General features: G+C 62.2%; 20 protein-coding genes. 7 read left to right on the plus strand and 13 right to left on the minus strand.

The features are described 5' to 3' along the window. Positions 1-356: 356 nt before the first annotated feature. From ACWHXD_RS05365 to ACWHXD_RS05380, 4 genes are read right to left on the minus strand one after another with little or no spacing between them, the layout of a single operon-like run. Entirely contained in the window at positions 357-1,721 is a 1,365-nt protein-coding gene (locus tag ACWHXD_RS05365) for a heavy metal sensor histidine kinase (RefSeq protein WP_032893512.1), read from the minus strand. Then, a complete protein-coding gene (locus tag ACWHXD_RS05370; protein ID WP_032893511.1) occupies positions 1,711-2,403 on the minus strand; it encodes a heavy metal response regulator transcription factor in 693 nt (230 codons plus the stop codon). Before ACWHXD_RS05370 ends, ACWHXD_RS05365 begins: the two co-directional genes overlap by 11 nt. A gap of 7 nt (positions 2,404-2,410) precedes the next feature. Further along, complete coding sequence (locus ACWHXD_RS05375; protein WP_138761315.1) at positions 2,411-5,506, minus strand: multidrug efflux RND transporter permease subunit; 3,096 nt, start codon at positions 5,504-5,506, stop codon at positions 2,411-2,413. Then, on the minus strand, positions 5,503-6,669 hold the full coding sequence (locus ACWHXD_RS05380; RefSeq protein ID WP_138761316.1) for an efflux RND transporter periplasmic adaptor subunit: 1,167 nt from the start codon (positions 6,667-6,669) through the stop codon (positions 5,503-5,505). Before ACWHXD_RS05380 ends, ACWHXD_RS05375 begins: the two co-directional genes overlap by 4 nt. Before the next feature lie 193 nt (positions 6,670-6,862). On the opposite strand from ACWHXD_RS05380, the gene ACWHXD_RS05385 reads away from it, so the two are divergent. Next, a complete protein-coding gene (locus ACWHXD_RS05385; RefSeq protein WP_044271955.1) occupies positions 6,863-7,096 on the plus strand; it encodes a hypothetical protein in 234 nt (77 codons plus the stop codon). Between the two features lie 161 nt (positions 7,097-7,257). After that, the gene (locus tag ACWHXD_RS05390) at positions 7,258-8,040 is read left to right on the plus strand and encodes a transporter substrate-binding domain-containing protein (protein WP_032897617.1); all 783 of its coding nucleotides are present in this window, start codon (positions 7,258-7,260) and stop codon (positions 8,038-8,040) included. Between the two features lie 568 nt (positions 8,041-8,608). Here the strand turns inward: ACWHXD_RS05390 and ACWHXD_RS05395 are convergent. The 5 genes from ACWHXD_RS05395 to ACWHXD_RS05415 form a co-directional block, all read right to left on the minus strand. Then, the gene (locus ACWHXD_RS05395; protein WP_138761317.1) at positions 8,609-9,352 is read right to left on the minus strand and encodes a YkgJ family cysteine cluster protein; all 744 of its coding nucleotides are present in this window, start codon (positions 9,350-9,352) and stop codon (positions 8,609-8,611) included. Positions 9,353-9,460: 108 nt separating this feature from the next. Next, positions 9,461-9,943, minus strand: a complete 483-nt coding sequence (locus ACWHXD_RS05400) for a GNAT family N-acetyltransferase (protein WP_138761318.1) — start codon at positions 9,941-9,943, stop codon at positions 9,461-9,463. 3 nt (positions 9,944-9,946) lie between these two features. Further along, positions 9,947-10,849 carry a chemotaxis protein CheV gene (locus tag ACWHXD_RS05405; protein ID WP_032893505.1) on the minus strand — a complete coding sequence of 301 codons (903 nt, stop codon included), beginning with the start codon at positions 10,847-10,849 and terminating at the stop codon, positions 9,947-9,949. A 610-nt stretch (positions 10,850-11,459) separates the two neighbouring features. Continuing rightward, positions 11,460-12,434 (minus strand): 2-hydroxyacid dehydrogenase, encoded by a 975-nt coding sequence (locus tag ACWHXD_RS05410; RefSeq protein WP_032893504.1) that lies wholly within the window; start codon positions 12,432-12,434, stop codon positions 11,460-11,462. Between the two features lie 199 nt (positions 12,435-12,633). Next, positions 12,634-13,602: a LysR family transcriptional regulator gene (locus tag ACWHXD_RS05415; protein ID WP_032893503.1), complete on the minus strand. Its 969-nt coding sequence runs from the start codon at positions 13,600-13,602 to the stop codon at positions 12,634-12,636. Between the two features lie 181 nt (positions 13,603-13,783). Between ACWHXD_RS05415 and ACWHXD_RS05420 the strand changes: the two genes are divergently transcribed. Genes ACWHXD_RS05420 through ACWHXD_RS05435 form a run of 4 tightly spaced genes read left to right on the plus strand, consistent with a single transcriptional unit; the run spans position 13,784 to position 18,556 of the window. After that, positions 13,784-15,295 carry an efflux transporter outer membrane subunit gene (locus tag ACWHXD_RS05420; protein ID WP_138761320.1) on the plus strand — a complete coding sequence of 504 codons (1,512 nt, stop codon included), beginning with the start codon at positions 13,784-13,786 and terminating at the stop codon, positions 15,293-15,295. Between the two features lie 10 nt (positions 15,296-15,305). Beyond that, positions 15,306-17,495 (plus strand): FUSC family protein, encoded by a 2,190-nt coding sequence (locus tag ACWHXD_RS05425; protein WP_138761321.1) that lies wholly within the window; start codon positions 15,306-15,308, stop codon positions 17,493-17,495. After that, a complete protein-coding gene (locus ACWHXD_RS05430) occupies positions 17,485-17,685 on the plus strand; it encodes a DUF1656 domain-containing protein (RefSeq protein ID WP_003188711.1) in 201 nt (66 codons plus the stop codon). The genes ACWHXD_RS05425 and ACWHXD_RS05430 overlap by 11 nt, the downstream gene beginning before the upstream one ends. Before the next feature lie 10 nt (positions 17,686-17,695). Continuing rightward, entirely contained in the window at positions 17,696-18,556 is an 861-nt protein-coding gene (locus tag ACWHXD_RS05435) for an efflux RND transporter periplasmic adaptor subunit (protein WP_032893500.1), read from the plus strand. A 916-nt stretch (positions 18,557-19,472) separates the two neighbouring features. On the opposite strand, the gene ACWHXD_RS05440 is transcribed toward ACWHXD_RS05435, so the two are convergent. Together ACWHXD_RS05440 and ACWHXD_RS05445 are read right to left on the minus strand one after the other, a co-directional pair. Next, positions 19,473-19,874, minus strand: coding sequence for a nuclear transport factor 2 family protein (locus ACWHXD_RS05440; protein WP_138761322.1), 402 nt, complete (start codon positions 19,872-19,874; stop codon positions 19,473-19,475). Further along, complete coding sequence (locus ACWHXD_RS05445; protein ID WP_138761323.1) at positions 19,867-21,054, minus strand: MFS transporter; 1,188 nt, start codon at positions 21,052-21,054, stop codon at positions 19,867-19,869. Before ACWHXD_RS05445 ends, ACWHXD_RS05440 begins: the two co-directional genes overlap by 8 nt. 111 nt (positions 21,055-21,165) lie before the next feature. Between ACWHXD_RS05445 and ACWHXD_RS05450 the strand changes: the two genes are divergently transcribed. Continuing rightward, entirely contained in the window at positions 21,166-22,023 is an 858-nt protein-coding gene (locus ACWHXD_RS05450) for a LysR family transcriptional regulator (protein ID WP_032893497.1), read from the plus strand. Here the strand turns inward: ACWHXD_RS05450 and ACWHXD_RS05455 are convergent. Both ACWHXD_RS05455 and ACWHXD_RS05460 read right to left on the minus strand, forming a co-directional pair. Continuing rightward, positions 22,020-22,832: an SDR family oxidoreductase gene (locus tag ACWHXD_RS05455; RefSeq protein WP_138761324.1), complete on the minus strand. Its 813-nt coding sequence runs from the start codon at positions 22,830-22,832 to the stop codon at positions 22,020-22,022. The genes ACWHXD_RS05450 and ACWHXD_RS05455 overlap by 4 nt on opposite strands. Positions 22,833-22,846: 14 nt before the next feature. Beyond that, positions 22,847-23,311: a multidrug transporter gene (locus ACWHXD_RS05460; RefSeq protein WP_138761325.1), complete on the minus strand. Its 465-nt coding sequence runs from the start codon at positions 23,309-23,311 to the stop codon at positions 22,847-22,849. Positions 23,312-23,798 lie beyond the last annotated feature (487 nt).

Raw genomic sequence — 23,798 nt, forward strand, 5'->3', positions numbered from 1 at the left:
TGAGGGTATGCCCGGCCTTTTTTTACGGCAAAAAAAAGCCGCTGAAAGTCAGCGGCTTTAAGACAGATTCCCAGTGTAGAGCCCTGGAAAAAAGTCGAGGGAAATTCGGGTAAGCGGGTCAGCTGTCTTTGCCGTCGCGCTCATCGATGCGTCAAAGTAACGCAGGCGAGCGGTGCGATACAGAGTGTAACAAGATAATAACTATTGCCCAAATCGCAACAGTGCGGATGTACGTCGATCTAAGTGTGGGAGCGGGCTTGCTCGCGAATTCGGTGTGTCAGTCAATATATCTGTAACTGATACACCGAATTCGCGAGCAAGCCCGCTCCCACATGTGACTCAAGCGTTCTTACGATTTAGACCGGCAGGGTAATACCAAAGGTATTGCCACCGCCCTCACTGCGCACAAACACATCCCCCCCATGCATCAACGCAATCGCCTTGACGATCGCCAGCCCCAGCCCGTGATTGGCCCCGCTGTTGCTGCGCGAGGCATCCACTCGATAGAAGCGTTCGAACAGGCGTGGCAAGTGTTCGCTGGCAATCGCCTCGCCGGGGTTGGTCACGCCAATCGTCACCTGGTGTGCCTGCATTTCAATGCACACGTCGATGACGTGCCCCGGCGCGGTGTGTTGTACGGCATTGCTCAGCAGGTTGATCAGTGCGCGACGCAGGTGGGCTTTTTCGATCTGCACCACAGCATCGCCGTGCACGCGCACTTCGACCTGGGCGTCTTCGAGGATGAAGTCGAGGTAGTCGAGGGTGGTGGCCACTTCATCGGCCAGGGCGCTTTCGATCAGCTTGGTGGCCTTGCTGCCTTGGTCGGCGCTGGCGAGGAACAGCATGTCATTGATGATCGAGCGCAGCCGTTCCAGCTCTTCCAGGTTCGATTGCAGCACCTCGAAATATTGCTCTGCCGAACGGCCGCGAGTGAGGGCCACCTGGGTCTGGCCGATCAGGTTGGTGAGCGGCGAACGCAGTTCGTGTGCGACGTCGGCGTTGAACGACTCCAGGCGCGAATATGCCTGCTCGACCCGGTCGAGGGTGGCGTTGAACGAGTTGACGAACTGGCTCAGCTCGGGTGGCAAGGGCGACAATTGCAGGCGCCCGGAGAGTTTCGGCGGCGCAAGTTTTTGCGCCTCATCGGAGAGTTTGCCCAGGGGCTTGAGGCCGATACGCGCGACCCAGAACCCCAACAGCGCCGCCAGTATCACACCCACCAATGCCAGGCTGATCAATGCCACCAGCAGGTGATGCTGGGTGGCGCGGAAGTTCTCCGTGTCGATGGCGATCATGAAACGCAACGCCGGGCGCTGGTCCTTGGCGGCAAACTGGCTGACCAGCACCTTGAACGGATAATCGTGACCCGGCAGGCGCAGGTCGCGCTTACCCGTGGCGCCCTCGGCAAAGGCGCGAATCTGCGCATCTGGCTCACCGTATTCGTAGCTCGGGTCGCTGCTGACCACCCAGAAACGGATGCGCTTGTCTTCTTCGCCCAACAGCTTGAGCTTGGACCTGATCTTGGCCCAATGCTCCGGCGTGCCGAAGCGATTGATCGACGACTCCAGCACGCTGTAGCGCGCATCCAACTCGGCCCCAGGCAACAACCCCAGGCCACGGTCGACCTGCTGGTACAGCGCGCCGCCGATCAACAGAAAGATCAGCAGCGCCACCAGGGTGAACATGCCGCTCAGGCGCAGGGCGATGGAATTAGCGACCACTGGGGTTTTCCTGCATGCGGTTCTCCAGCACATAGCCCATGCCACGTATGGTGTGCAGCAGCTTGTGTTCGAACGGCCCATCGAGCTTGGCGCGCAGGCGCTTGATCGCCACTTCCACCACGTTGGCATCGCTGTCGAAATTGATGTCCCAGACCATCTCGGCAATCGCGGTCTTGGACAGGATCTCGCCCTGGCGCCGCGCTAATACGCTGAGCAGCGAGAACTCCTTGGCGGTCAGGTCCAGGCGCAGGCCGTTGCGGCTGGCCTTGCGGCTGATCAGGTCGATCCACAGGTCGGCGACGGTGACCTGCACCGGTTCATGGCCGCCGCTGCGACGGGTCAGGGCTTGCAGGCGGGCCACCAGTTCCAGGAACGAAAACGGTTTGCCCAGATAATCATCGGCACCTTCGCGCAGGCCGCGGATGCGGTCTTCCACGCGCTCGCGGGCGGTGAGCATGATCACCGGCGTCTGCTTGCGGGCGCGTAAGGCGCGCAATACACCGAAGCCATCCAGGCCGGGCAGCATCACGTCGAGCACGATCACCGCGTAATCGTTCTCCAGCGCCAGGTGCAGGCCCTCGACGCCTTCACGGGCCACATCGACGGTGTAGCCTTGCTCGGTCAGGCCGCGGTGCAGGTAGTCCGCGGTTTTTTCTTCATCTTCAATAATCAGGACGCGCATGACCGCCTCAGTGTGTGGTCGCCAGCGCCAGCGCTGGTTTGGGCCTGTGGAAAAAACGTTCAAGGTACAAGTATATGACCGGCGTGGTGAACAGCGTCAGCGCCTGGCTCACCAGCAAGCCTCCGACCACCGCGATGCCCAGCGGCTGGCGCAGTTCCGCCCCCGGACCTGCGCCGAGCATCAACGGCACCGCGCCGAGCAACGCGGCAAGGGTGGTCATGATGATCGGTCGGAACCGCGTGACGCAGGCTTCATAAATCGCATCCTCCGGCGGCAACCCGCGCACACGTTGGGCCTCCAGGGCGAAGTCGATCATCAAGATACCGTTTTTCTTCACGATGCCGATCAGCAGCACCAGGCCGATCAAGGCCATGATCGAAAAGTCCTGGCCCAGCAGCCACAGCATGATCAGCGCACCGAGGCCCGCCGAGGGCAGGGTGGAAATGATCGTCAGCGGGTGCACAAAACTCTCATACAGCACGCCCAGGATAATGTAGACCGCCACCAGCGCCGCGAGGATCAGCCATGGCTGGCTGGCGAGCGAACTCTGGAACGCCTGCGCCGCACCCTGGAAGTTACCGATGATCGTGCTCGGCATCCCGATTTCGTTCTTGGCCTGGTCGAGCATAATCACCGCGTCGCCCAGGGCCACGCCGGGCGCGAGGTTGAACGACAGGTTGGCAGCAGGGAACATGCCGTCATGGCTGATGGACAACGGCCCGACCGTGGGCGGGTCGACCCTGGCCAGTGCCGACAGCGGCACCATTTCGTTGGTCAGTGGCGAGCGCAGGTAAAAATAGTCGAGGCTTTCGGCCTTGCCGCGCTGTTGGCTGTCCAGTTCGAGTATCACTTGGTACTGGTTGATCTCGGTCTGGAACTCGTTGATCTGGCGCTGGCCGAAGGCGTCGTACAGCGCCTGGTCGACATCGGTTGCGGTCAGCCCGAAGCGCGCGGCGGCCTGACGATCGATACTGATATGGGTGATGCTGCCGCCCAGTTGCAGGTCGTTGGACAGGTCACGAAACGCCGGGTTGGCGCGCAGTTTTTCGGTGAGGCGTTGGGTCCAGGTGTTCAGCGTCGGGCCGTCGTTGCTCTTGAGCACATATTGGTACTGGGCGCGGCTAGGGCCGGAGCTCAGGTTGATGTCCTGGCCGGCGCGCAGGTACAGCACGATGCCCGGCACCTTTGCCAACTGCGGGCGGATGCGGTCGATGAACTGGCTGGCGGACACGTCGCGCTCACTGCGGTCTTTCAAGGCGATCCAGAAGCGGCCGTTGGCGATGGTCTGGTTGCTGCCGGTGACGCCGACCGAATGGGAAAACGCCTGCACCGCCGGGTCGGCCTTGACGATCTTGGCCAGGGCCTTGTGCTTGGCGACCATGTCCTTGTACGACACATCGGCCGCCGCTTCGCTGGTGCCGAGCACGAAACCGGTGTCTTGCACCGGGAAGAACCCCTTGGGGATGAACACATAGCCGACCACCGCCAGCGCCAGGGTCACCACGAAGATCGCGGCCATGCTGCGTTGGTGCGCCAGGGCACGGCGAAGGTTGCGCGTATAGCCGGCCAGCAGGCGTTCGCTGAAGCTGGGCTTGGCGTGGGCAGGGTGGGTAGGGGCACGCATGAACAAGGCGGCCAGCGTCGGTGCCAACGTCAGCGACACCACCACTGAAATCAGAATGGTCGCGGTGGCCGTCAATGCAAATTCCTTGAACAATCGCCCGACCACGCCGCCCATGAACAGCAGCGGAATAAACGCCGCCACCAGCGAGAAGCTGATGGACACCACGGTAAAGCCAATTTCGCCGGAGCCCTTGATCGCTGCTTCGCGCTTGCCCAGGCCAGCCTCCAGGTGCCGATGGATGTTCTCCACCACCACAATCGCATCGTCCACCACAAAGCCCACGGCGATCACGATGGCCACCAGGGTCAGGTTGTTCAGGCTGAACCCCATCACATACATCAGGGCGAAACTGGCCACCAGCGAGACACCCAGCACCGCAGACACAATCAGCGTCGCCGACAGTTGGCGCAGGAACAACGCCATCACCGCCACCACCAGCAGGATGGCGATCAGCAGGGTCATTTCCACTTCATGCAGTGAAGCGCGGATGGTCTTGGTGCGGTCGGTCAACACGCTGACCTGCACCGAGGCCGGCAACATGCCTTGCAGGCGCGGCAACTCGGCCTGGATGCGGTCCACGGTGTCGACGATGTTGGCGCCGGGCTGGCGCGAAATCACCAGGTTCACCCCGGGGGTATCGCCGGACCAGGCTTGTACGTAGGCGTTTTCCGAGCCGTTGATGACCTTGGCGATATCGCGCAGTTGAACCGGCGCACCGTCCTTGTAGGAAACGATCAGTTGGCCGTATTCCTCCGGGTGAAACAGCTGGTCGTTGGTCGACAGGGTGGACACGCTGTTTTCGCCATAGATCGCGCCCTTGGCCAGGTTGAGGCTCGACTGCTGGATGGCCAGGCGTATATCGGCGAGGGTCAGGCCGATGGCCGCGAGCTTGTCGGGGGACGCCTGCACGCGAATCGCCGGGCGTTGCTGGCCGGTGATGTTGATCTGGCCGACGCCGTCGATCTGGCTGATCTGGCGTGCCAGCAGGGTTTCCACATAGTCGCTCAGCTCGGTGCTGGGCATGCTGCTGGAACTGACGCTGAGGATCAGCACCGGGCTGTCTGCCGGGTTGACCTTCCTCCAGGTGGGCAAGCTCGGCATGTCGCTGGGCAACTTGCCGGACGCGGTGTTGATCGCGGCCTGCACTTCCTGGGCGGCGGTATCGATGCTTTTTTCCAGGGTGAATTGCAGGGTCAAGAGGCTGGAGCCCAAGGCGCTGCTGGAGGTCATCTGGGTCATGCCGGGGATGGCACTGAACTGCACCTCCAGAGGCGTGGCCACCGATGAGGCCATGGTGTCCGGGCTGGCGCCGGGCAGTTGCGCGGTGACCTGAATCGTCGGGAATTCCGCTTCCGGCAATGGCGCGACGGCCAGGTTGGGGAAGGCAATAATTCCGAGCAACACCAGGGCGAAGGTCAGCAGCAGGGTGGCGACCGGGTGATCAACGCACCAGGCCGAGGGCGACCGGCTGACGCTCATGGTTGCACCTGGGCGTTGGCGGTGTGGATCACTTGTGGCGGCTCCTTGAGCACCTCCACCTGCGCACCGGCCTTGAGCCGCGATTGCCCATCGCTGACCAGCACATCGCCGGCCTGCACGCCTTTGATGATGTTGATAGCGCTGTTCTGGTAGGCGACCTGCACCGGCACCACCTCGACTTTGTCAGCGCTTACGCGGTACACGAAATGTGTGTCAAGGCCGCGCTGCACCACGGTGGGCGGTACCACCAGGGCGTTCTTGTCGAGGGCCGTCTGGATCTTGATGGTCACCAATTGCCCCGGCCATAGCTTGTGCGCCGGGTTGCTGAACTCGGCCTTGGCCCGCAGGGTGCCGGTGGTGGAGCTGATCTGGTTGTCGATCAGGCTCAGGTGGCCTTCGCCGAGCAGGTCGCCGGTCTGGCCATCGGTGTCGGCGCCCAGGTAGGCGTCGACGGTGGCCGGGGTGGGGGCGGCGATCAGGCCCTGCAAGGTCGGCAGCATCTGCTGTGGCAAGGAAAACTCAACGGCAATCGGGTCGAGCTGAGTGACGGTAAACAGCCCCTGGGTATCGCTCATGCGCAGGAAGTTGCCTTCGTCCACATTGCGGATGCCCACGCGGCCGCTGACCGGAGAGCGGATCTGGGTATAGGAAAGTTGTACTTGAGCCGCATCAATGGCCGCTTGATTACCTTGCGCCGTGGCCTTGAGCTGGTTGACCAGTGCCTGTTGCTGGTCATAGGTCTGTTTGGACACGCCGTCGTCGACGCTCAGCGCTTTGTAGCGCTTGAGGTTGACCAATGCCACTTGCAACTGCGCCTGGCTTTCACCGAGTTGCGCCCTGGCCTGGTCGAGGTTGGCGCGGATCGAGCGGTCGTCAATGGTGGCCAGCAGGTCGCCGGCCTTCACCGATTGGCCTTCCTTGACCAGCAGTTGGGTGAGAATGCCGTCGATCTGCGGGCGAATCACCACGCTGTGCAATGACAACACCGAGCCGATGCCGCTGACAAACCGAGGCACATCCTGTTGCGTCACGCTCACCACCCGCACAGGAATGGCGGTAGGCGCTGCCAGGCGGGCCTTGGCCGGCCGGGTTAACGCCCAGGCTGCAACGGCCAGTATCAGGAGAGCACCCAGCATCAGGGCCACGTTTCGTTTGATCTGCATAGGAGGACGCCGGCGGAAACTGCACGTTGGAGTTCGGAACGTCCTTTATAGCGCTGTTCCGCCGTCAGCACGGTGACGGCAAACTGACAGCCGTGACAGCTAGGCCATGTGAGCTTGTCGCTTGAAGTTACTGCTGGCAGCTCAGGCCCCGTATACTCGCGCTTTTACACCTATTAGCTGTGCCGGAGCCCTTATGACTTCCCCAACCCAACCCGCTGTCGACGCGGCCGACCTCGTCGATCCGGCCACCGCCGACGGCGTTGAAAAAGCCGAGATCCCGGCGTTCAAGTTCCCTTTCAACCCAGGTGAACTGGCTGGCGCCAAGCATGCCAGCCAGCCTTGGTACAAAGGCGGCGCCAAGAACGGCCATACCAAGACGCCAGGCATGGCGCCGCCGGGCACTCGCCGCTCGATGGGTAAACGCTGAGATTAAAGCGTTGAGTGCGTTATAGGCAGTTGCCTACATCGTGCGTAGACATTTCTGCTTGTAGGGCCGTCACCGATTCTTGAAAGCTGCACAGCGTTTGCTTCGTCCCGATGACGCTCATCGGGGCGTGGCGAGTCAGCTTTCCGGAAAAGGACATTCCCGTGGCCCTGATACACCTCTGTGCAGTGCTTGCTCTCTTGCTCTCGACGAGTGCCGTCGCCGCCGACGTTCAACCGCGGCGTGAAATCCGTTTCGCCGTTGCTGCGCATTTTCCGCCCTTTCAAAGCCGCAATGCCCAAGGGCAATTGGTGGGGTTGAATATCGAACTGGGCAATGCCCTGTGCGAGCAGCTCAACGTGCGCTGTACTTGGGTTGACCAAATTGTCATGGAAAACTTCCCGGCTCTCGAGGCCAGGCAGTTCGACGCGATCATGGGCATGGCGACCACCTGCCGTCGGCGGCAACGGGTGAGCTTCACCGATGACCTTTACCCGATCACTACCCGGCTGGTGGCGCGTAAAACCTCGGGCCTGCGCCCTGATCGACGGTCCCTCAAGGGCAAGCGTGTCGGGGTGCTGGTGCGCAGTAATCGTGAAGCTTTTGCCCTGTCGCAATGGGCGCCGGCGGGGGTGATCATCAGGAGTTTCTGGCTCAACGACCAACTGGTGCAGAGCCTGGTTTCGGGCGATATCGACGCGACCCTGCAAGGCGCGGTGGAGATCCGTGAAGCCCTGCTCGACACGCCCCAGGGGCTGGACTTCGATTACATGGGGCCGCCTGTGTCGTCGGGCTTGCTGGGTAATAGCGTGGCGATTGCGGTGCGAAAAACCGATACGGCGTTGCGTAATGAGCTTAATCATGCGCTTGAGCAATTGATGCAGAATGGCGAGTACCAGCGCATTCTCCAGCCGTATCGGCTCGATGTATTGCCGCCCCATTCATGATCGCGAATGTGTGAGTGCCGTTCTGCACCCGTTAGGCGCCTATCTACCTGACACAGCGGGATCCAAATGTGGGAGCTGGCTTGCCTGCGATGACGGCCTCCCAGCCGACACTTCTCTACCTGACACCCCACAATCCAACTGTGGGAGCGGGCTTGCTCGCGAAGGCGCCTGACAGTCAACACAGTTGGGTTGTGGGCATATCCATTGCTGCGGTAACGGCTACTTAGGGTTCCGCCCTGACGGCGGGTCACTTTGGAAAAGCCCCAAAGTAACCAAAGGGCTCTTGCCCCACCACTCGGCACCTCGCTTAGGCTCGGTGTGCCCGTAATCCGCCAGTGATTTGGGGGGCCGCCGCCACGCGCCATCCATGGCGCGGGGCGGCTAAACCGGCATCCCTGCCGGTTTACCCCCCAAATCCCTGTCGAATTCCGGCCAGCGTGGTTTGACGGGGCGCCTGAGATCAAAAGCAGATCAAGATCAAGAGCGGCTCGCTTCGCATCGTGGTTAGCGTTGGTTGCTGCGAACTACAGTTGTGTCGCTCCCTATGCCGCCATGAGGCCCCAGCGGCCTAAGCCGCTCTCAACGAGATAAACGCATAATTGGCCGGCACTTCGGTGGCAATTTGTGCCCCGGCATCCAGCACCTGTTCGGCGATGTCCATCCCGGACACATGAAACACCCATTCATTGGCCACTGCTGGCTGTTCAATCGCCTGTTCAATGGCCTGGGCAAACGCCTGCATGTCCGGCAAGTACGCGGTAAAACCGTCGCCCTTGAGGGCGGTCGTGCGGATGCCGAGCAACGCGCATACGGCTTCCTTGGTCTGTACGTCATCACGGTCGGCTTGGCGCGAACGGTGAATCAGTTCGGCCAGTTGCGCGTCCATCAACTCGCCACCGACGATCAGCGCGGGGCCTTGCTCCCAGGATTCCGGCGGGCAGTCTTTGGCGCTTGGGTTCAGTGGGATATGCGGGTTGATCTCCATCGGGTAAATGCGGCACACCAGCGGGCGCCGTTCGTAGATGCGGCAGCGGTTGTCTTCGTCAAGATTCCGGCAGCGTCCGGCGTTGTAGGCGGCAAAGGTGATTGCCACAAATGCCTCGGTAGTGCCGCTGGGCACGATCACTGAACGGCGCTCGGCGTGTTCCCGTTGTTGCAGGGGCAGGCCCAGGCCGTTGCCAAGAAAGCCCTCGACCAGAACGATGACGTTGCCGCCGTCCGCCGCCCAGCTGCGGGCTTCTTCGAGGGTCAGGGGCACGTGATGGTCACTGCAGCATTTGCCGCAACCGACGCAGGAAAAGTGTGTGTTCATGGCGGATCTGTCACCAGGCAAGGTCAGAGGGCACGCTTGAGGGGTGACGGGTTTTTACCTCTATCGACCGCTCAGGGGCTCTGGAAGCAAGTTATGCGCCAGTGAGGGTCAGCCGTTGGATAGGATGTCGCGCAGCACAAACCCCATGCCCGCACTTTCATACAGGCGCCGGGCGCGCAGGTTGCTCTCCAGCACCTTGAGGTCCACATAGGGTTCGCCGCGCTGTTTGAACACCTGGAAGCTGTGCAGCAGCAAGGCGCGGCCCAGTCCTTGGCCTTGGGCACAGGGGTGGACAGCCAGGTTCTTGATAAAGGCGCTGGTCCAGCATTGGGCCACGCCGAGAATACCGTCGCGGTTACTGGCCACCAGGCACAGCGTCGGGTCGTACTCGGCATCGGTGACGAACTGCCGGCGCCACTCATCCAGATGGCCGACACGGCCGCCGCCTTGGTCCTGGGTCATGCGCAGTACGGCATGGATCGCCGGGGCCAGTTCATCGCGATAATGATCCAGCCGGGTATCCGCTGGCCACTGCGGGGCGGGCAGGCTACCGGTGAGGTCGCGACGCAGCAGCTGGTAATACTCGGCCAAGGCTTACAGGCCCTTTTTCGCCACGGTTTGCGCGGCGATGACCAGGCATTTGGTCAACTCCGGGGATGAGAATTTGGTGAGTACCGAGTCGGCACCGGCCAGGCGTGCTTTTTCGCTGTTCATCGCGCTGTCCAGGGAGGTGTGCAACAGCACGTAGAGATCCTTGAAATCCGGAGTTTCGCGCAAGGTGCGGGTGAGGGCGTAGCCGTCCATCTCAGACATCTCGATGTCCGACACCACCACGTTGATCTGTTCAACCGTGCCTTGCAGCTCCAGCAACACGTCGATGGCTTCCTTGGCGCTGCGGGCGGTGTGGCAGGTCAGGCCGAGGTTGCGCAGGGTGTGTACCGATTGCTGCAAGGCCACCTGGCTGTCGTCCACCACCAGGATGCGGGCGTTGCCCAGCACTTCGGCTTCTTCCATGGTCAGGTCGGTCGGCGCCGCTTCAACCGGTGCCGGGGCGATGCCATGGATGACTTTCTCGATATCCAGCACCTGCACCAGGCCACCTTCCACCTGAGTAACCCCGGTGATAAACGCCCGATTGCCGCCGGAGCCGTAGGGCGGTGGGCGGATATCGGTGGTCAGGCAATGCACGATCTTACTCACCGCCTGCACATGCAGGCCCTGCTTGGAACGGCTGACATCGGTGACGATCAGGCAGCCGCCGTCCGGGTCTTGCAAGGGCATTTCACCCAGGGCGCGGCTCAGGTCGATCACTGACAAAGACGCGCCGCGCAAGGTGGCGATGCCTTTGACGTGCGGGTGTGACTCCGGCAGCTTGGTCAGCGGCGGGCAGGGGATGATCTCGCTGACTTTCAACAGGTTGATGGCCATCAGCTTGCCGCTGCGCAAGGTAAAGAGCAGAAGCGAGAGTGAGTCTGCGCGGGCTTTGGTGGTGGACATAAAAACCTTCTGTGGATCAGGAATGACGATCTATAGAGAGTTATCGACTTGGCTGGCCGGGGCTTTAACCGGATTTTGTGTCGGCCACTGTTTATGTGCAAGCCGGCTTGCCTGCGATGGCCATAGGTATCTACACAACTGTGCAGCTCGCCGCAGCCACCGCTAACCACGATGCGAAGCGAGCCGCTCTTGATCTGCTTTTGATCTTAGGCGCCCCGTTAAACCACGCTGGCCGGAATTCGACAGGGATTTGGGGGGTAAACCGGCAGGGATGCCGGTTTAGCCGCCCCGCGCCATGGATGGCGCGTGGCGGCGGCCCCCCAAATCACTGGCGGATTACGGGCACACCGAGCCCAAGCGAGGTGCCGAGTGGTGGGGCAAGAGCGTTTTGCTTACTTTTGCGCTGTTCAAAAGTGAGCCGCCGTCAGGGCGGAACCCTAAGTGGCCGTTACCGCAGCAATGGATATATACACAATCCAACTGTGTTGACTGTCAGGCCGCCTTCGCGAGCAAGCCCGCTCCCACAGTGGGATCGCTGTGCGTCAGGTAGATAGGTGTCGGCTTTCAGGCCGTCATCGCAGGCAAGCCAGCTCCCACATTAAGTCCAGTATCAGCCCTTCCAAACCTGTGGGTTCACCAGGTCCTGCGGGCGTTGGCCCAGCAGCGCGCTGCGCAGGTTGTCCAACGCGCGATTGGCCATGGCTTCACGGGTTTCATCGGTGGCTGAACCGATGTGCGGCAGGGTCACGGCATTGCTCAGCTGGAACAACGGCGATTCAGCCAGCGGTTCCTTTTCATACACATCCAGCCCGGCACCACGAATCCGTTGGGTTTGCAGGGCTTCGACCAGCGCCGGCTCATCCACCACCGGCCCACGGGAGATATTGATCAGGATCGCGCTGGGCTTCATCAACGCCAGCTCCCGCGTGCTGATCAGGTGACGAGTCTTGTCGCTCAACGGCACCACCAGGCAAACGAAATCCGCCTCGGCCAGCAGCTGATCCAGGCTGCGAAACTGCGCGCCCAGTTCTTGCTCCAGCGCGGTCTTGCGGCTGTTGCCGCTGTAAAGGATCGGCATATTGAAGCCCAGGCGCCCACGCCGGGCCACGGCTGCGCCAATATTGCCCATGCCGACAATGCCCAGGGTCTTGCCGTGCACATCGCAACCAAACAACGGCGCGCCCACGCTGGCTTTCCATTGGCCGGCCTTGGTCCAGGCGTCCAATTCGGCCACGCGGCGTGCGCTGCTCATCAGCAACGCAAAGGCCAGGTCGGCAGTGCTTTCGGTGAGCACATCGGGGGTGTTGGTGAGCATGATCCCGCGTTCGTTGAAGTACGGCACATCGTAGTTGTCGTAGCCCACCGACACGCTGGACACCACCTCCAGCTTGCTCGCGCTTTCAAGCTGCTCGCGGCCCAGCTTGCGGCCCACGCCGATCAAACCATGGACATGGGGCAGGGCTTCGTTGAACTGAGCATTGATGTCACCCAGCTTGGGGTTGGGCGCGATCACCTCGAAATCCTGTTGCAGGCGTTCGATCATCGGCGGGGTGATGCGGCTGAAGGCCAGGACAGTCTTTTTCATGGCAGGCGGGCTCATCGACTACGGGAGAATGCTGAGCACGCTAACATTTATCCCCTCAGCACAAAACCTGTAGGAGCGAGCTTGCTCGCGAAAAACGTCAACGATAACGCGTTGATCCAGATTGAATGCGTTGCCCTCAGGTTTTTCGCGAGCAAGCTCGCTCCTACAGGGGTTGTTAAAGGGGTTGTTAAAGGGGTTGTTAGGTCGCCATCCGCACGCCACCCACACCACCACTCAACTCATACGCCACCAACTCCGCCTGGTGCGCCGCCAGAATCTCCGGCAACGAACCGCGCAGGTATTCCACCCAGGTCTTGATCTTCGCATCCAGGTATTGGCGCGAAGGGTAGATGGCGTACAAGTTCAGCTCCTGGGAGCGGTAGGTCGGCATCACCCGTACCAGCGTGCCGTTGCGCAGCCCTTCGATGGCGGCGTACACCGGCAGCAGGCCGACGCCCATGCCGCTGGTGATCGCGGTTTTCATCGCGTCGGCCGAATTCACCAGAAACGGCGAGCTGTTGATTGCCACGCTTTCCTGGCCTTCCGGGCCGTTGAAGGTCCATTTGTCCAGCTGGACCACCGGGCTGACCAGGCGCAGGCACGCATGGTTGAGCAAATCCTGGGGGCGTTGCGCGCAGCCCTTGGCCTTGACGTAGTCCGGCGAGGCGCAGGCGATGCTGTAGGTGATGCCCAGGCGCTGGGACACGAAACCTGAGTCCGGCAGTTCGCTGGCCAGCACGATGGACACGTCGTAGCCCTCGTCGAGCAGGTCCGGCACGCGGTTGGCCAGGGTCAGGTCGAAGGTCACGTCGGGATGGGTGCGGCGGTAGCGGGCAATTGCGTCAATGACGAAATGCTGGCCGATGCCGGTCATGGTGTGCACTTTCAACTGCCCGGCGGGGCGTGCGTGGGCGTCGCTGGCTTCGGCCTCGGCTTCCTCGACATAGGCGAGGATCTGCTCGCAGCGCAGCAAATAGCGTTTGCCGGCTTCGGTCAGCGCGATGCGTCGGGTGGTGCGGTTGAGCAAGCGGGTTTGCAGGTGGGCCTCAAGGTTGGAGACCGCGCGCGAGACGTTGGCCGTGGTGGTGTCCAGTTGCACGGCGGCGGCGGTGAAGCTGCCGGCCTCGGCCACACAACTGAAGGCGCGCATGTTTTGCAAAGTGTCCATGGAGTGTTCTCAAGGGAGATAGCAAATTGTGACAGAAAGTTACGCTTTGAGTGATCCCTACCAACGGATTATCGCCTGAACGGTAACAAAGATTCACAGGAATGCCAGCTTATCGTCCTCCCTGCCGCCGCCTAGAATTGCGCCACCTCTTGCGCAACACCCTCTCAGGAATTCGCTTGCCGTGCCGCGTCGCATCAGCAGAGAGCTGAAGACTCTCAGTGTTTGGGCTTTAACGTCAGTCATCAGCGGTTGCATCGGAACCGGAGGAATCGCCCCCCAAGGCCAGGCGATCAACGCCACTACCCTGGCCACCGACGCCGCGATCCAGAGCGCCGCCCGCGACGCCCACTGGCCCACCGCCCAATGGTGGCAGGCCTACGGCGACCCGCAGCTCAACCGTTGGGTCGAACTCGCCACCCGCAACAGCCCCAGCCTGGCCGTGGCCGCCGCCCGCGTGCGCCAAGCCCGGGCGCTGGCCGGGGTGGCCGAGTCGGCCGAGTCGCTGCAGATCAACAGCGACACCACCCTCAAGCGCCACAACTGGCCCAAGGATCAGTTCTACGGCCCCGGTGAACTGAGCGGCGCCAACACTTGGGACAACAATTCGTCCCTGGGCCTGAGCTACGCTCTCGACCTGTGGGGCCGGGAAAGCAACAGCACCGAACGCGCCGTCGACCTGGCACACGTGAGCGCCGCCGAAGCGCGCCTGGCCCAGCTCGAACTGCAAAACAATGTGGTGCGCGCATACATTCAGCTGTCGTTGCAGTACGCCAACCGCGACATCGCGGCCGCCACCCTGGCCCAGCAACAGCAGATCCTGGACCTGGCCAACAAACGCCTGAGCGCCGGGATCGGCACTCACTTTGACGTCAGCCAGGCCGAAACCCCGCTGCCGGAAACCCACCGCCAACTGGATGCCCTGGACGAGGAAATCGCCCTGAGCCGTAACCAACTGGCGGCGTTGGCCGGCAAAGGCCCGGGGGAGGGCGCGCAATTGCAGCGCCCGACCCTGGCTCTCGCCGCGCCGTTGAAACTGCCCTCCAGCCTGCCCGCGCAGTTGCTCGGCCAACGCCCGGACGTGGTCGCCAGCCGCTGGCAGGTAGCGGCCCAGGCGCGGGGTATCGATGTGGCTCATGCAGGCTTCTACCCCAACGTCGACCTGGTCGGCAGCCTCGGCTACATGGCCACCGGCGGCGGTATGCTGGAATTTCTGGCCGGCAAGAAATTCAACTACAACGTCGGCCCGGCGATCACCTTGCCGATCTTCGACGGCGGCCGCCTGCGTGCGCAATTGGGTGAAGCCAGTGCCGGCTACGACATCGCGGTGGCCCAGTACAACCAGACCCTGGTCAATGCGCTCAAGGGCATCAGCGACCAGTTGATCCGTCGCGATTCCATGGACAAGCAATCGGCCTTCGCCGCGCAGTCGGTGGCCTCGGCGCAGAAAACCTACGACATCGCCATGATCGCCTATCAGCGTGGCCTCACGGACTACCTCAACGTGCTCAACGCCCAAACCTTGTTGTTTCGTCAGCAGCAGATCGAACAACAGGTGCAGGCCGCACGCCTGAGTGCCCATGCCGAACTGGTGACCGCCCTGGGCGGCGGCCTCGGCGCTGGCGACGATGTGCCCACGGCTGCCAAGACACGCCCAAGCAAGACCCCGGCGGCGCTCGCCGTGTTTGATCACTGAGTAGGATTCGATGACTCCCTTGCCTGCACCGCTGCGCTGGCTGCATTCCCTTGAGTGGCGCCGTGGTTTCTTCGACTGGGCACGCAGCGATGGCGTGACCTGGGTGTATATCTTCAAAGTGCTGGTCGCCGCGTTCCTGACGCTGTGGCTGGCCATGCGTCTGGAACTGCCGCAACCGCGCACGGCGATGATCACCGTATTTATCGTGATGCAGCCCCAGAGCGGCCAGGTGTTCGCCAAGAGTTTTTATCGCTTCCTCGGGACCTTGGCGGGCTCGGCGGTGATGGTGCTGTTGATCGCCCTGTTTGCGCAGAACACCGAACTGTTCCTCGGTGCGCTGGCGATCTGGGTGGGCATTTGCACCGCTGGCGCCACGCGCAACCGCAACTTTCGCGCCTATGGGTTTGTGCTCGCCGGCTACACCGCGGCAATGGTCGGCCTGCCGGCCCTGGCCCTCCCGGACGGCGCCTTTATGGCGGCGGTGTGGCGGGTGCTGGAAATTTCCCTGGGGATACTGTGCTCGACACTGGTCAGCGCCGCCATCCTGCCGCAGACTTCCAGCGCCGCCATGCGCAACGCGCTGTACCAGCGCTTTGGTGTGTTCGCGCTGTTCGTGACCGACGGCCTGCGCGGGCGCAGCCAACGCGAAGGCTTCGAGGCCAGCAACGTGCGCTTTATTGCCGAAGCTGTGGGCCTGGAAGGCTTGCGCAGCGTCACCGTGTTCGAAGACCCGCACATGCGTCGGCGCAACGGGCGGCTCAGTCGCCTCAACAGCGAATTCATGAGCATCACCACACGCTTCAACGCCCTGCACCAGTTGCTTGAACGCTTGCGCGCCGATGAGGCCGACCATGTGGTGGCAGCGATCAAGCCCGGCCTGCAAGACCTGGCCGAAGTGCTCGACAGCTTCTCTGGCCGCGCCCTCACCAGCCCCGATGCCGCGCGCCTGGTCAACCAGCTGAGCGCCTACAAGGACGGCCTGCCCGCCAAGGTGCGCAGCCTGCGGGCGAGCTTTCAGGAAGACAACCCGACGGACGCCGAGCAGTTGGATTTCCACACCGCCTACGAGCTGCTGTACCGCTTCGTCGACGACCTGCACAACTACGCGCAAACCCACGCGTCCCTGGCCGACCATCGTCATGCGCGGGAGGATTGGCACGAAGCCTACACGCCAAAAACCAACTGGCTGGCCTGCGCCGCGGCCGGTGTGCGTGCCTCGTTTATCCTGGTTGTGCTGGGCAGTTACTGGGTGGCCACAGCCTGGCCCAGCGGCGCCACCATGACCTTGATCGCGGCGGCCACGGTGGGCCTGTCTGCCGCCACGCCCAACCCCAAGCGCATGGCGTTCCAGATGGCCTGCGGCACCTTGATCGGCGCCTTGGTCGGCTTTGTCGAAATGTTCTTCGTGTTCCCCTGGATCGACGGTTTCCCGCTGCTGTGCGTGATGCTCGCACCGGTGATTATCTTCGGTGCCTTTCTGTCGTCACGCCCCCGATACGCCGGCGTGGGCGTGGGCCTGCTGATTTTCTTCAGCACCGGTTCGGTGCCGGATAACCTCACGGTCTACAACCCCTACACCTTTATCAACGACTACATCGCCATGGTCATTGGCATGCTGGTGTGCGCGGCGGCGGGGGCGATCATTCTGCCGCCCAACAGCCGCTGGTTGTGGCGCCGCCTGGAGCAAGACCTGCGTGAGCAAGTGGTGTATGCCATCAGCGGCAAGCTCAAGGGCCTGGCGTCGAGCTTTGAAAGCCGTACCCGCGACCTACTGCACCAGGCCTACGGGCTTGCGGTCGGCCAGCCGCAGGTGCAGCGCGATTTGCTGCGCTGGATGTTCGTGGTGCTGGAGGTCGGCCACGCGATCATCGAGTTGCGCAAGGAGCAGGCGATTTTGCCGGTGCACCCGGCGTATGCCGAGTCCCAGCCGTGGCGCCAGGCGATCCGTGTGATGGGGCGCTCGTTGGTGCGGCTGTTCCTGCAACCCAGCGCCAGCAACCTGGAGCGCGGGTTGATTGCTGTCGACCATGCGATCAGTCGCGTGCAGGCCACCGACGAACCCTTCGCCCCGCACTTCGACACCTCGGCCCTGCGTCGGGTGAAGAGCTACCTGCACTTTATTCGCACCTCGTTGCTCGACCCGCAATCGCCTCTGGCCGCCCTCAAAGGTGCCACGCAAGGAGCCATGAATGCCTCGTGAAATTGCATTCCACGGCATCTATATGCCGACCATGACCCTGATGTTCCTGATCGCCGCGGGGCTGGCCTGGGCGGTTGACCGCTTCCTGGCCGGGTTCGACCTGTATCGGTTTTTCTGGCACCCGGCGCTGCTGCGCCTGAGCCTGTTCGCTTGCCTGTTCGGCGCCCTGGCGCTGAGCGTCTACCGTTGAGAATGCCCCGATGAAAAAGTTTTTCAGCCTGCTCGCCACCTTGCTGGTTCTGGCCTTGGCGATCTGGATTGGCCGCACGTTGTGGGTGCACTACATGCAAACGCCGTGGACCCGCGATGGCCGGGTGCGCGCCGACATCATCAATGTGGCGGCTGACGTCACCGGTGAAGTGGTGGACGTGCCGGTACGTGATAACCAGTTGGTGAAAAAAGGCGACCTGCTGATGCAGATCGACCCCGAGCACTACCGCATTGCCGTCAAGCAAGCGCAATCGCTGGTGGCTTCACGCAAGGCCACCTGGGAAATGCGCAAGGTCAACGCCCACCGCCGTGCCGACCTGGACGCTTTGGTGATCTCCAAGGAAAACCGCGACGACGCCAGCAACATCGCCGACTCGGCTCTGGCCGATTATCAGCACGCCCTGGCGCAACTGGAGGCCGCCGAACTCAACTTGAAACGCACGCAAGTGCTGGCGGCGGTGGACGGTTATGTCACCAACCTCAATGTGCATCGCGGCGACTATGCGCGTATTGGCGAGGCGAAGATGGCCGTGGTGGATATGAATTCGTTCTGGGTCTATGGCTTCTTCGAAGAAACCAAGCTGCCCCATGTGAAGGTGGGTGACACAGCCGATATGCAATTGATGAGCGGCGAGACCTTGAAGGGCCATGTGGAAAGCATCTCGCGTGGCATCTACGACCGTGATAACCCCGAGAGCCGTGAACTGATCGCCGATGTAAACCCGACCTTTAACTGGGTGCGGTTGGCCCAGCGTGTGCCGGTGCGGATTCACATTGATGAAGTGCCGGAGGGCGTGTTGTTGGCGGCAGGCATTACCTGCACTGTCATCGTGAACCCAACGCAAAAATAAACTGTGGGAGGCTGGCTTGCCTGCGATGGTGGCCTGACAGCCGACACTGATGTACCTGACACACCACCATCCAAATGTGGGAGCTGGCTTGCCTGCGAAGACGGCCTGACAGCCGACACTGATCTACCTGACACACCACCGTCCAAATGTGGGAGCTGGCTTGCCTGCGAAGACGGCCTGGCAGCCGACACTGATGTACCTGACACACCAGCATCCAAATGTGGGAGCTGGCTTGCCTGCGAAGACGGCCTGGCAGCCGACACTGATGTACCTGACACACCAGCATCCAAATGTGGGAGCTGGCTTGCCTGCGAAGACGGCCTGGCAGCCGACACTGATGTACCTGACACACCAGCATCCAAATGTGGGAGCTGGCTTGCCTGCGAAGACGGCCTGACAGCCGACACTGATGTACCTGACACACCACCATCCAAATGTGTGGGGCTTGCCTGCGAAGACGGCCTGGCAGCCGACACTGATGTACCTGACACACCACCGTCCAAATGTGGGAGCTGGCTTGCCTGCGAAGACTGCCTAACAGTCAACACAGTTGGACCGTGTACATATCCGTTATTTAGGTAACGGCCACCTAGGGTTCCGCTCTGACAGCGGCTCACTTTTGAAAAGCGCAAAAGTAAGCAAAACGCTCTTGCCCCACCACTCGGCACCTCGCTTAGGCTCGGTGTGCCCGTAATCCGCCAGTGATGTGGGGGGCCGCCGCCACGCGCCATCCATGGCGCGGGGCGGCTAAACCGGCATCCCTGCCGGTTTACCCCCCAAATCCCTGTCGAATTCCGGCCAGCGTGGTTTGACGGGGCGCCTGAGATCAAAAGCAGATCAAGATCAAGAGCGGCTCGCTTCGCATCGTGGTTACCGTTGCCCATCGCAGGCAAGCCAGCTCCCACATTTGACTGCGTCAGGCTTTGATAAAGGTCTCGTGCAAGTGCCGCCAAAGCAGCGCGCCACTGGCCTGTTTCTCAAACACCACCGTGGCGCGACGGTCGGTGTGGGTGCCGCTGTCGTCAATCTGATGCTCGCGATACGTCACCGTGGCGCCGCGTGCATGGCGGTCGATGCCGGTCATTTCGCTCAAGGTGATTTTCAACCCCGGACGCATCCCGCCCAGGCGCGTGAACAACGCATTGACCCCAGCTCTGTTGACCCGCGTTCCGGTGGCGGGCGCGACCATGCTGAACTCGGGTGAGAAGCGCGCGAGCAGATTTTCCAGCGTGCCCTGAGGCGCAACCCCGGCAAACCATTGCTCGATCTCGACGTGGGTCTGGATCACTTCTTCAAAAAAATCGCTGTAGTCAATCATGCTTGGGCTCGCTGCAAGGGTGAAGCAGCGCGCGTACTCTGGAAGCATCCAGGCGCAACACTGCGAAAAGCGGCAACAGGGTCAGAGCTGCCGCCATCGTGAAGGTTATGGCGAAGGAATCCAAGGCCGACAGGATTGCACTGAGCACGGCGGCGCCGACGCAGAAGCTTACTTGACGGTTCATGTTCCACAACGCGCTGGCGTGGCCCATGCGCTCGGCGGCAATATCCAGAAAGGCCAGGGTTTGCGCGGTGCTGCTGCACAGGCTGCCGCCCAGGCCCATCAAGACGTAGGCCGCAATAATCAGCGCGGGCTCGTTGAGCAACAGGATCCCAGCGCATTGCAGCGCCATGCCCGCCAGCAACAGGGGTTTGGGGCCGCAGCGATTGAAGAGTTGCTTGCTCAGGTAGATTGCCACTGCCGAGGCCAGCGCCCAGGGCAACATCAGTGCGCCGGTTTGGGTGGCGTCATAGCCCAGGCTGCGCACATAAAGGATGGCGATCAGGCTGGTGCCGATAAACACGCCGGGGATGCATAGGTAGACCAGCATCGCCACGCGCAGCATCGGGCTGGCAACCTGTTTGAAGATACTGCTCAGGTCCAGAGGTGGGCGCACGCGGGTGGGCGTGTCGGGTTTTATCCACAGCAAGGCCAGCAGCAGGGTGATCAGGGCCAGGGGCAGGTTGGCGTAGAAAATCCAGCGCCAGGACACACTGTCGACGATCACTCCACCCAACGTCGGCGACAGCGCTGGCACCAGCAACGCCACCGACATCACCCGCGCCGTCAGCTGGCTGCGCTCGGCGGCGGGGAAGTGCCGGTACGCCATGGCCTGGCCCACGGGAATCAGCAAGCCGCCGCCGAGCCCTTGCACCGCGCGCCAGCCTATCAACGCCTCGATGGAACCGGCCTGGCCCACCATCACCGAGGCGCCGGCGAACAGCAGCAGGCTGGTGGCGATCAGCGTGCGTTCGCCCATGATCGCTGCCAGCCAGACACTCAGGGGAATGATCAGGGTCAGCCCGAGCATGTAAGCGTTGCTGATCCACGCCAGTTGCGTGACCGAGGCGTGCAGCTCGCGGGCGATGTCCGGGTAGGCGACGGTGGCGACAAACATGTTCACCAGGTCCAGGGCAAAACCCAATAAAAAGATCCAGGCGACTTTCGAACGGTAGGTCATGAACGCGTTCCTGCGAGTGAAGCCGGCAGGGTAGGCCGCACGCAGGGGTTGGGATACGTCGGTTTGCCTGCTAGTTTGTCAAAAATATTTTGACAAAGGAGGGCGTCCACCATGGTCAGCCTGGACCGTTTTGACACCTTCAAGGCCGTGGTCGAGGCCGGCTCGCTCACCGCCGCCGCGGACCTGCTCGGCCAGACTCGCGCCGTGGTCAGCTTCAACCTCAAGCGCCTGGAGGCGGAACTCGGCGTCACCCTGCTGACCCGCAACACCCGCCAACTGGCGCTCACCGACGCCGGCGAACGCTTCTACCTGCGCTGCACGCGCATGCTTGAAGAGGCGCGCCTGGCGGTAGAAGAAGCCCGCAGTGAGCATGCCCAACTCAAAGGCACCCTGCGCATCACTACCACTGTCGAATACGCCCTGGCCGTGGTCGCCCCGGCCTTGGAAGCGTTTCGCCGTCTGCACCCGGACCTGAACATCCACTTATCCACATCTTCCACCCACGCCGACCTGATCTCCGAGCGTTTTGACGTGGCGATACGGCTGGGGCGCTTGATGGATTCCAACCACCGCGCCGTGCAGTTGTCGACGTTCGAGGTGTTTGCCGTCGCGGCGCCGCAGTTTGCCGGGTTGCAGACCCTGGAGGAGTTAGAGCAGGTGCCCAGGCTGGGCCATGGCCGTTTGAGCGAATTGAGCGTGACCGACCCGGCAGGTCTCGAACACCCTTATCGAGCCGGCCCGGCAGCCTTGGTGGCCGACAGCGCGGCGGTGCTCCAGGCGTTTGCGGTACGTGGCCACGGTGTGGCGGTTTTACCGCAATGGTTGGTGCAGGAGGATCTGGACGCGGGACGCTTGGTGCGCCTGTTGACTGACCACCGTTTTGCCCCGCAAGGGGTTTACGCGATGTATCCGGACACGCGGCATTTGCCGCTGAAGGTGCGGGCGTTTATTGATTTCATGAAGCCTTAGAGCGTACCGCCCAGGCCAAAGCGCTTCTTCAACACCTTCTCCAACAGCCCCTTGGGCAACAGCGCCGCCATCAACGGCAGCGCCCGGCTGCCGTTGCCCGAGCGCAGCAGGCGCGGTGGTTGTCCTTGCTGCACCGCCTTGAGCACGTCTGCGGCAAATTCACTGGCTAGAGTGGGTTTGTCCTGGGACGCCTGGCTGCGTGCACGAATGCCCTCGCGCAATGGCCACCATGGCGACTGCTCGTGGATCAGCAATTCGGCCTGGGCGCCGGCATTCTTTGCAAAACTGGTATTGATCGCACCCGGCTGGACTTCCATCACGCGCACGCCAAACGGTGCAAGCTCCATGCGTAGGGCGTCGCTCAAGGCATGCACAGCGGCTTTGGACGCGCAGTAGGCGCCGGCGAACGGCGTTACCAATACCCCGGAAACGCTGCCGATATTCACCACAATGCCCTTGCTGCGACGCAAGGCCGGAAACAACGCCTGAGTGACGCCGACGATGGAAAACACATTGGTCTCGAATTGGCGCTGCATCGCCTCGGTGCCGCCGTCGAGCAATGGGCCCATGGCGCCGTAGCCGGCGTTGTTGATCAGTACATCCAACTCGCCCCACTGCTCGGACAAGCGTTGCAGGGCGGTGCTGTCGTTGACGTCCAGTTGTAGGGCATTAAAGCCTGCGGCGGTAAGCGCGGCGACGTCATCGGGTTGGCGGGCGCTGGCCCATACCTCGAAGCCTGCGGCTTTAAAGGCGTCGGCGAGGGCACGGCCGATGCCGCTGGAGCAACCGGTGATCAGTACATTGGGCATGGGTCCATCCTTTGTCAGTCCGAGAAACTGCCTTGCAGGTGCTCGGCGCAAAATTCCAGGGTTTGTGGGCGATAGCCAGGGCGCAGCGGCGGGGTGGGCAGGCAGTCATCCCAGGTGGCACCTGCCTGCAACTCGCCGGGGCCACGATAGCGCGGGGCGGCGTAGACATTGTCGGCCAGGTTGACCGTATCGCCCGGTGCATAGGCAGCGACGCGCCAGCGCAGTTCGGTGAGCGGTACGTCGTTGCCGTTGTTGAGGGTCAGTTTGAGCGGTCGGTCGGCGGGGCAGTCTTGCGGCGCGTAGGTGATGCGCAGCTCAAGGCGCGCCAGTTGCGACGCTTCGCGGTTGTCCAGCCATACCACCCACACTGCGACAAACCCCAGGCCGACGGCAGCGGCCAACGATACCGGCAGCGCCTTGGCGGGGTAGCGCAGCAGCAGGACCAGCCAGGTGATGATCAGGAGAACGCCGAAGAACATGGAGACCACCTCGAATAGGGAATGAGCATCCTAACTTAAGCGTAGGTGGGATTGGTTACCTTGAGCATTGTGTTGGCCGGGCGGACGCTATCGCAGGCAAGCCAGCTCCCACATTCGACCGCATTCTAAAGTGGGGGCGCGGTCAACTGTGGGAGCTGGCTTGCCTGCGATGACGGCCTGGCAGCCGACACTTATCTACCTGATGCCCCGCGATCCAACTGTGGGAGCGGGCTTGCTCGCGAAGGCGGCCTGACAGTCAACACAGTTGGATTGTGTACATATCCATTGCTGCGGTAACGGCCACTTAGGGTTCCGCCCAACGGCGGCTCACTTTTGAAAAGAGCCCAAAAGTAAGCAAAAGGCTCTTGCCCCACCACTCGGCACCTCGCTTAGGCTCGGTGTGCCCGTAATCCGCCAGCGATTTGGGGGGGCGCCGCCACGCGCCATCCATGGCGCGGGGCGGCTAAACCGGCATCCCTGCCGGTTT

It is taken from the genome of Pseudomonas fjordensis, assembly GCF_976987115.1.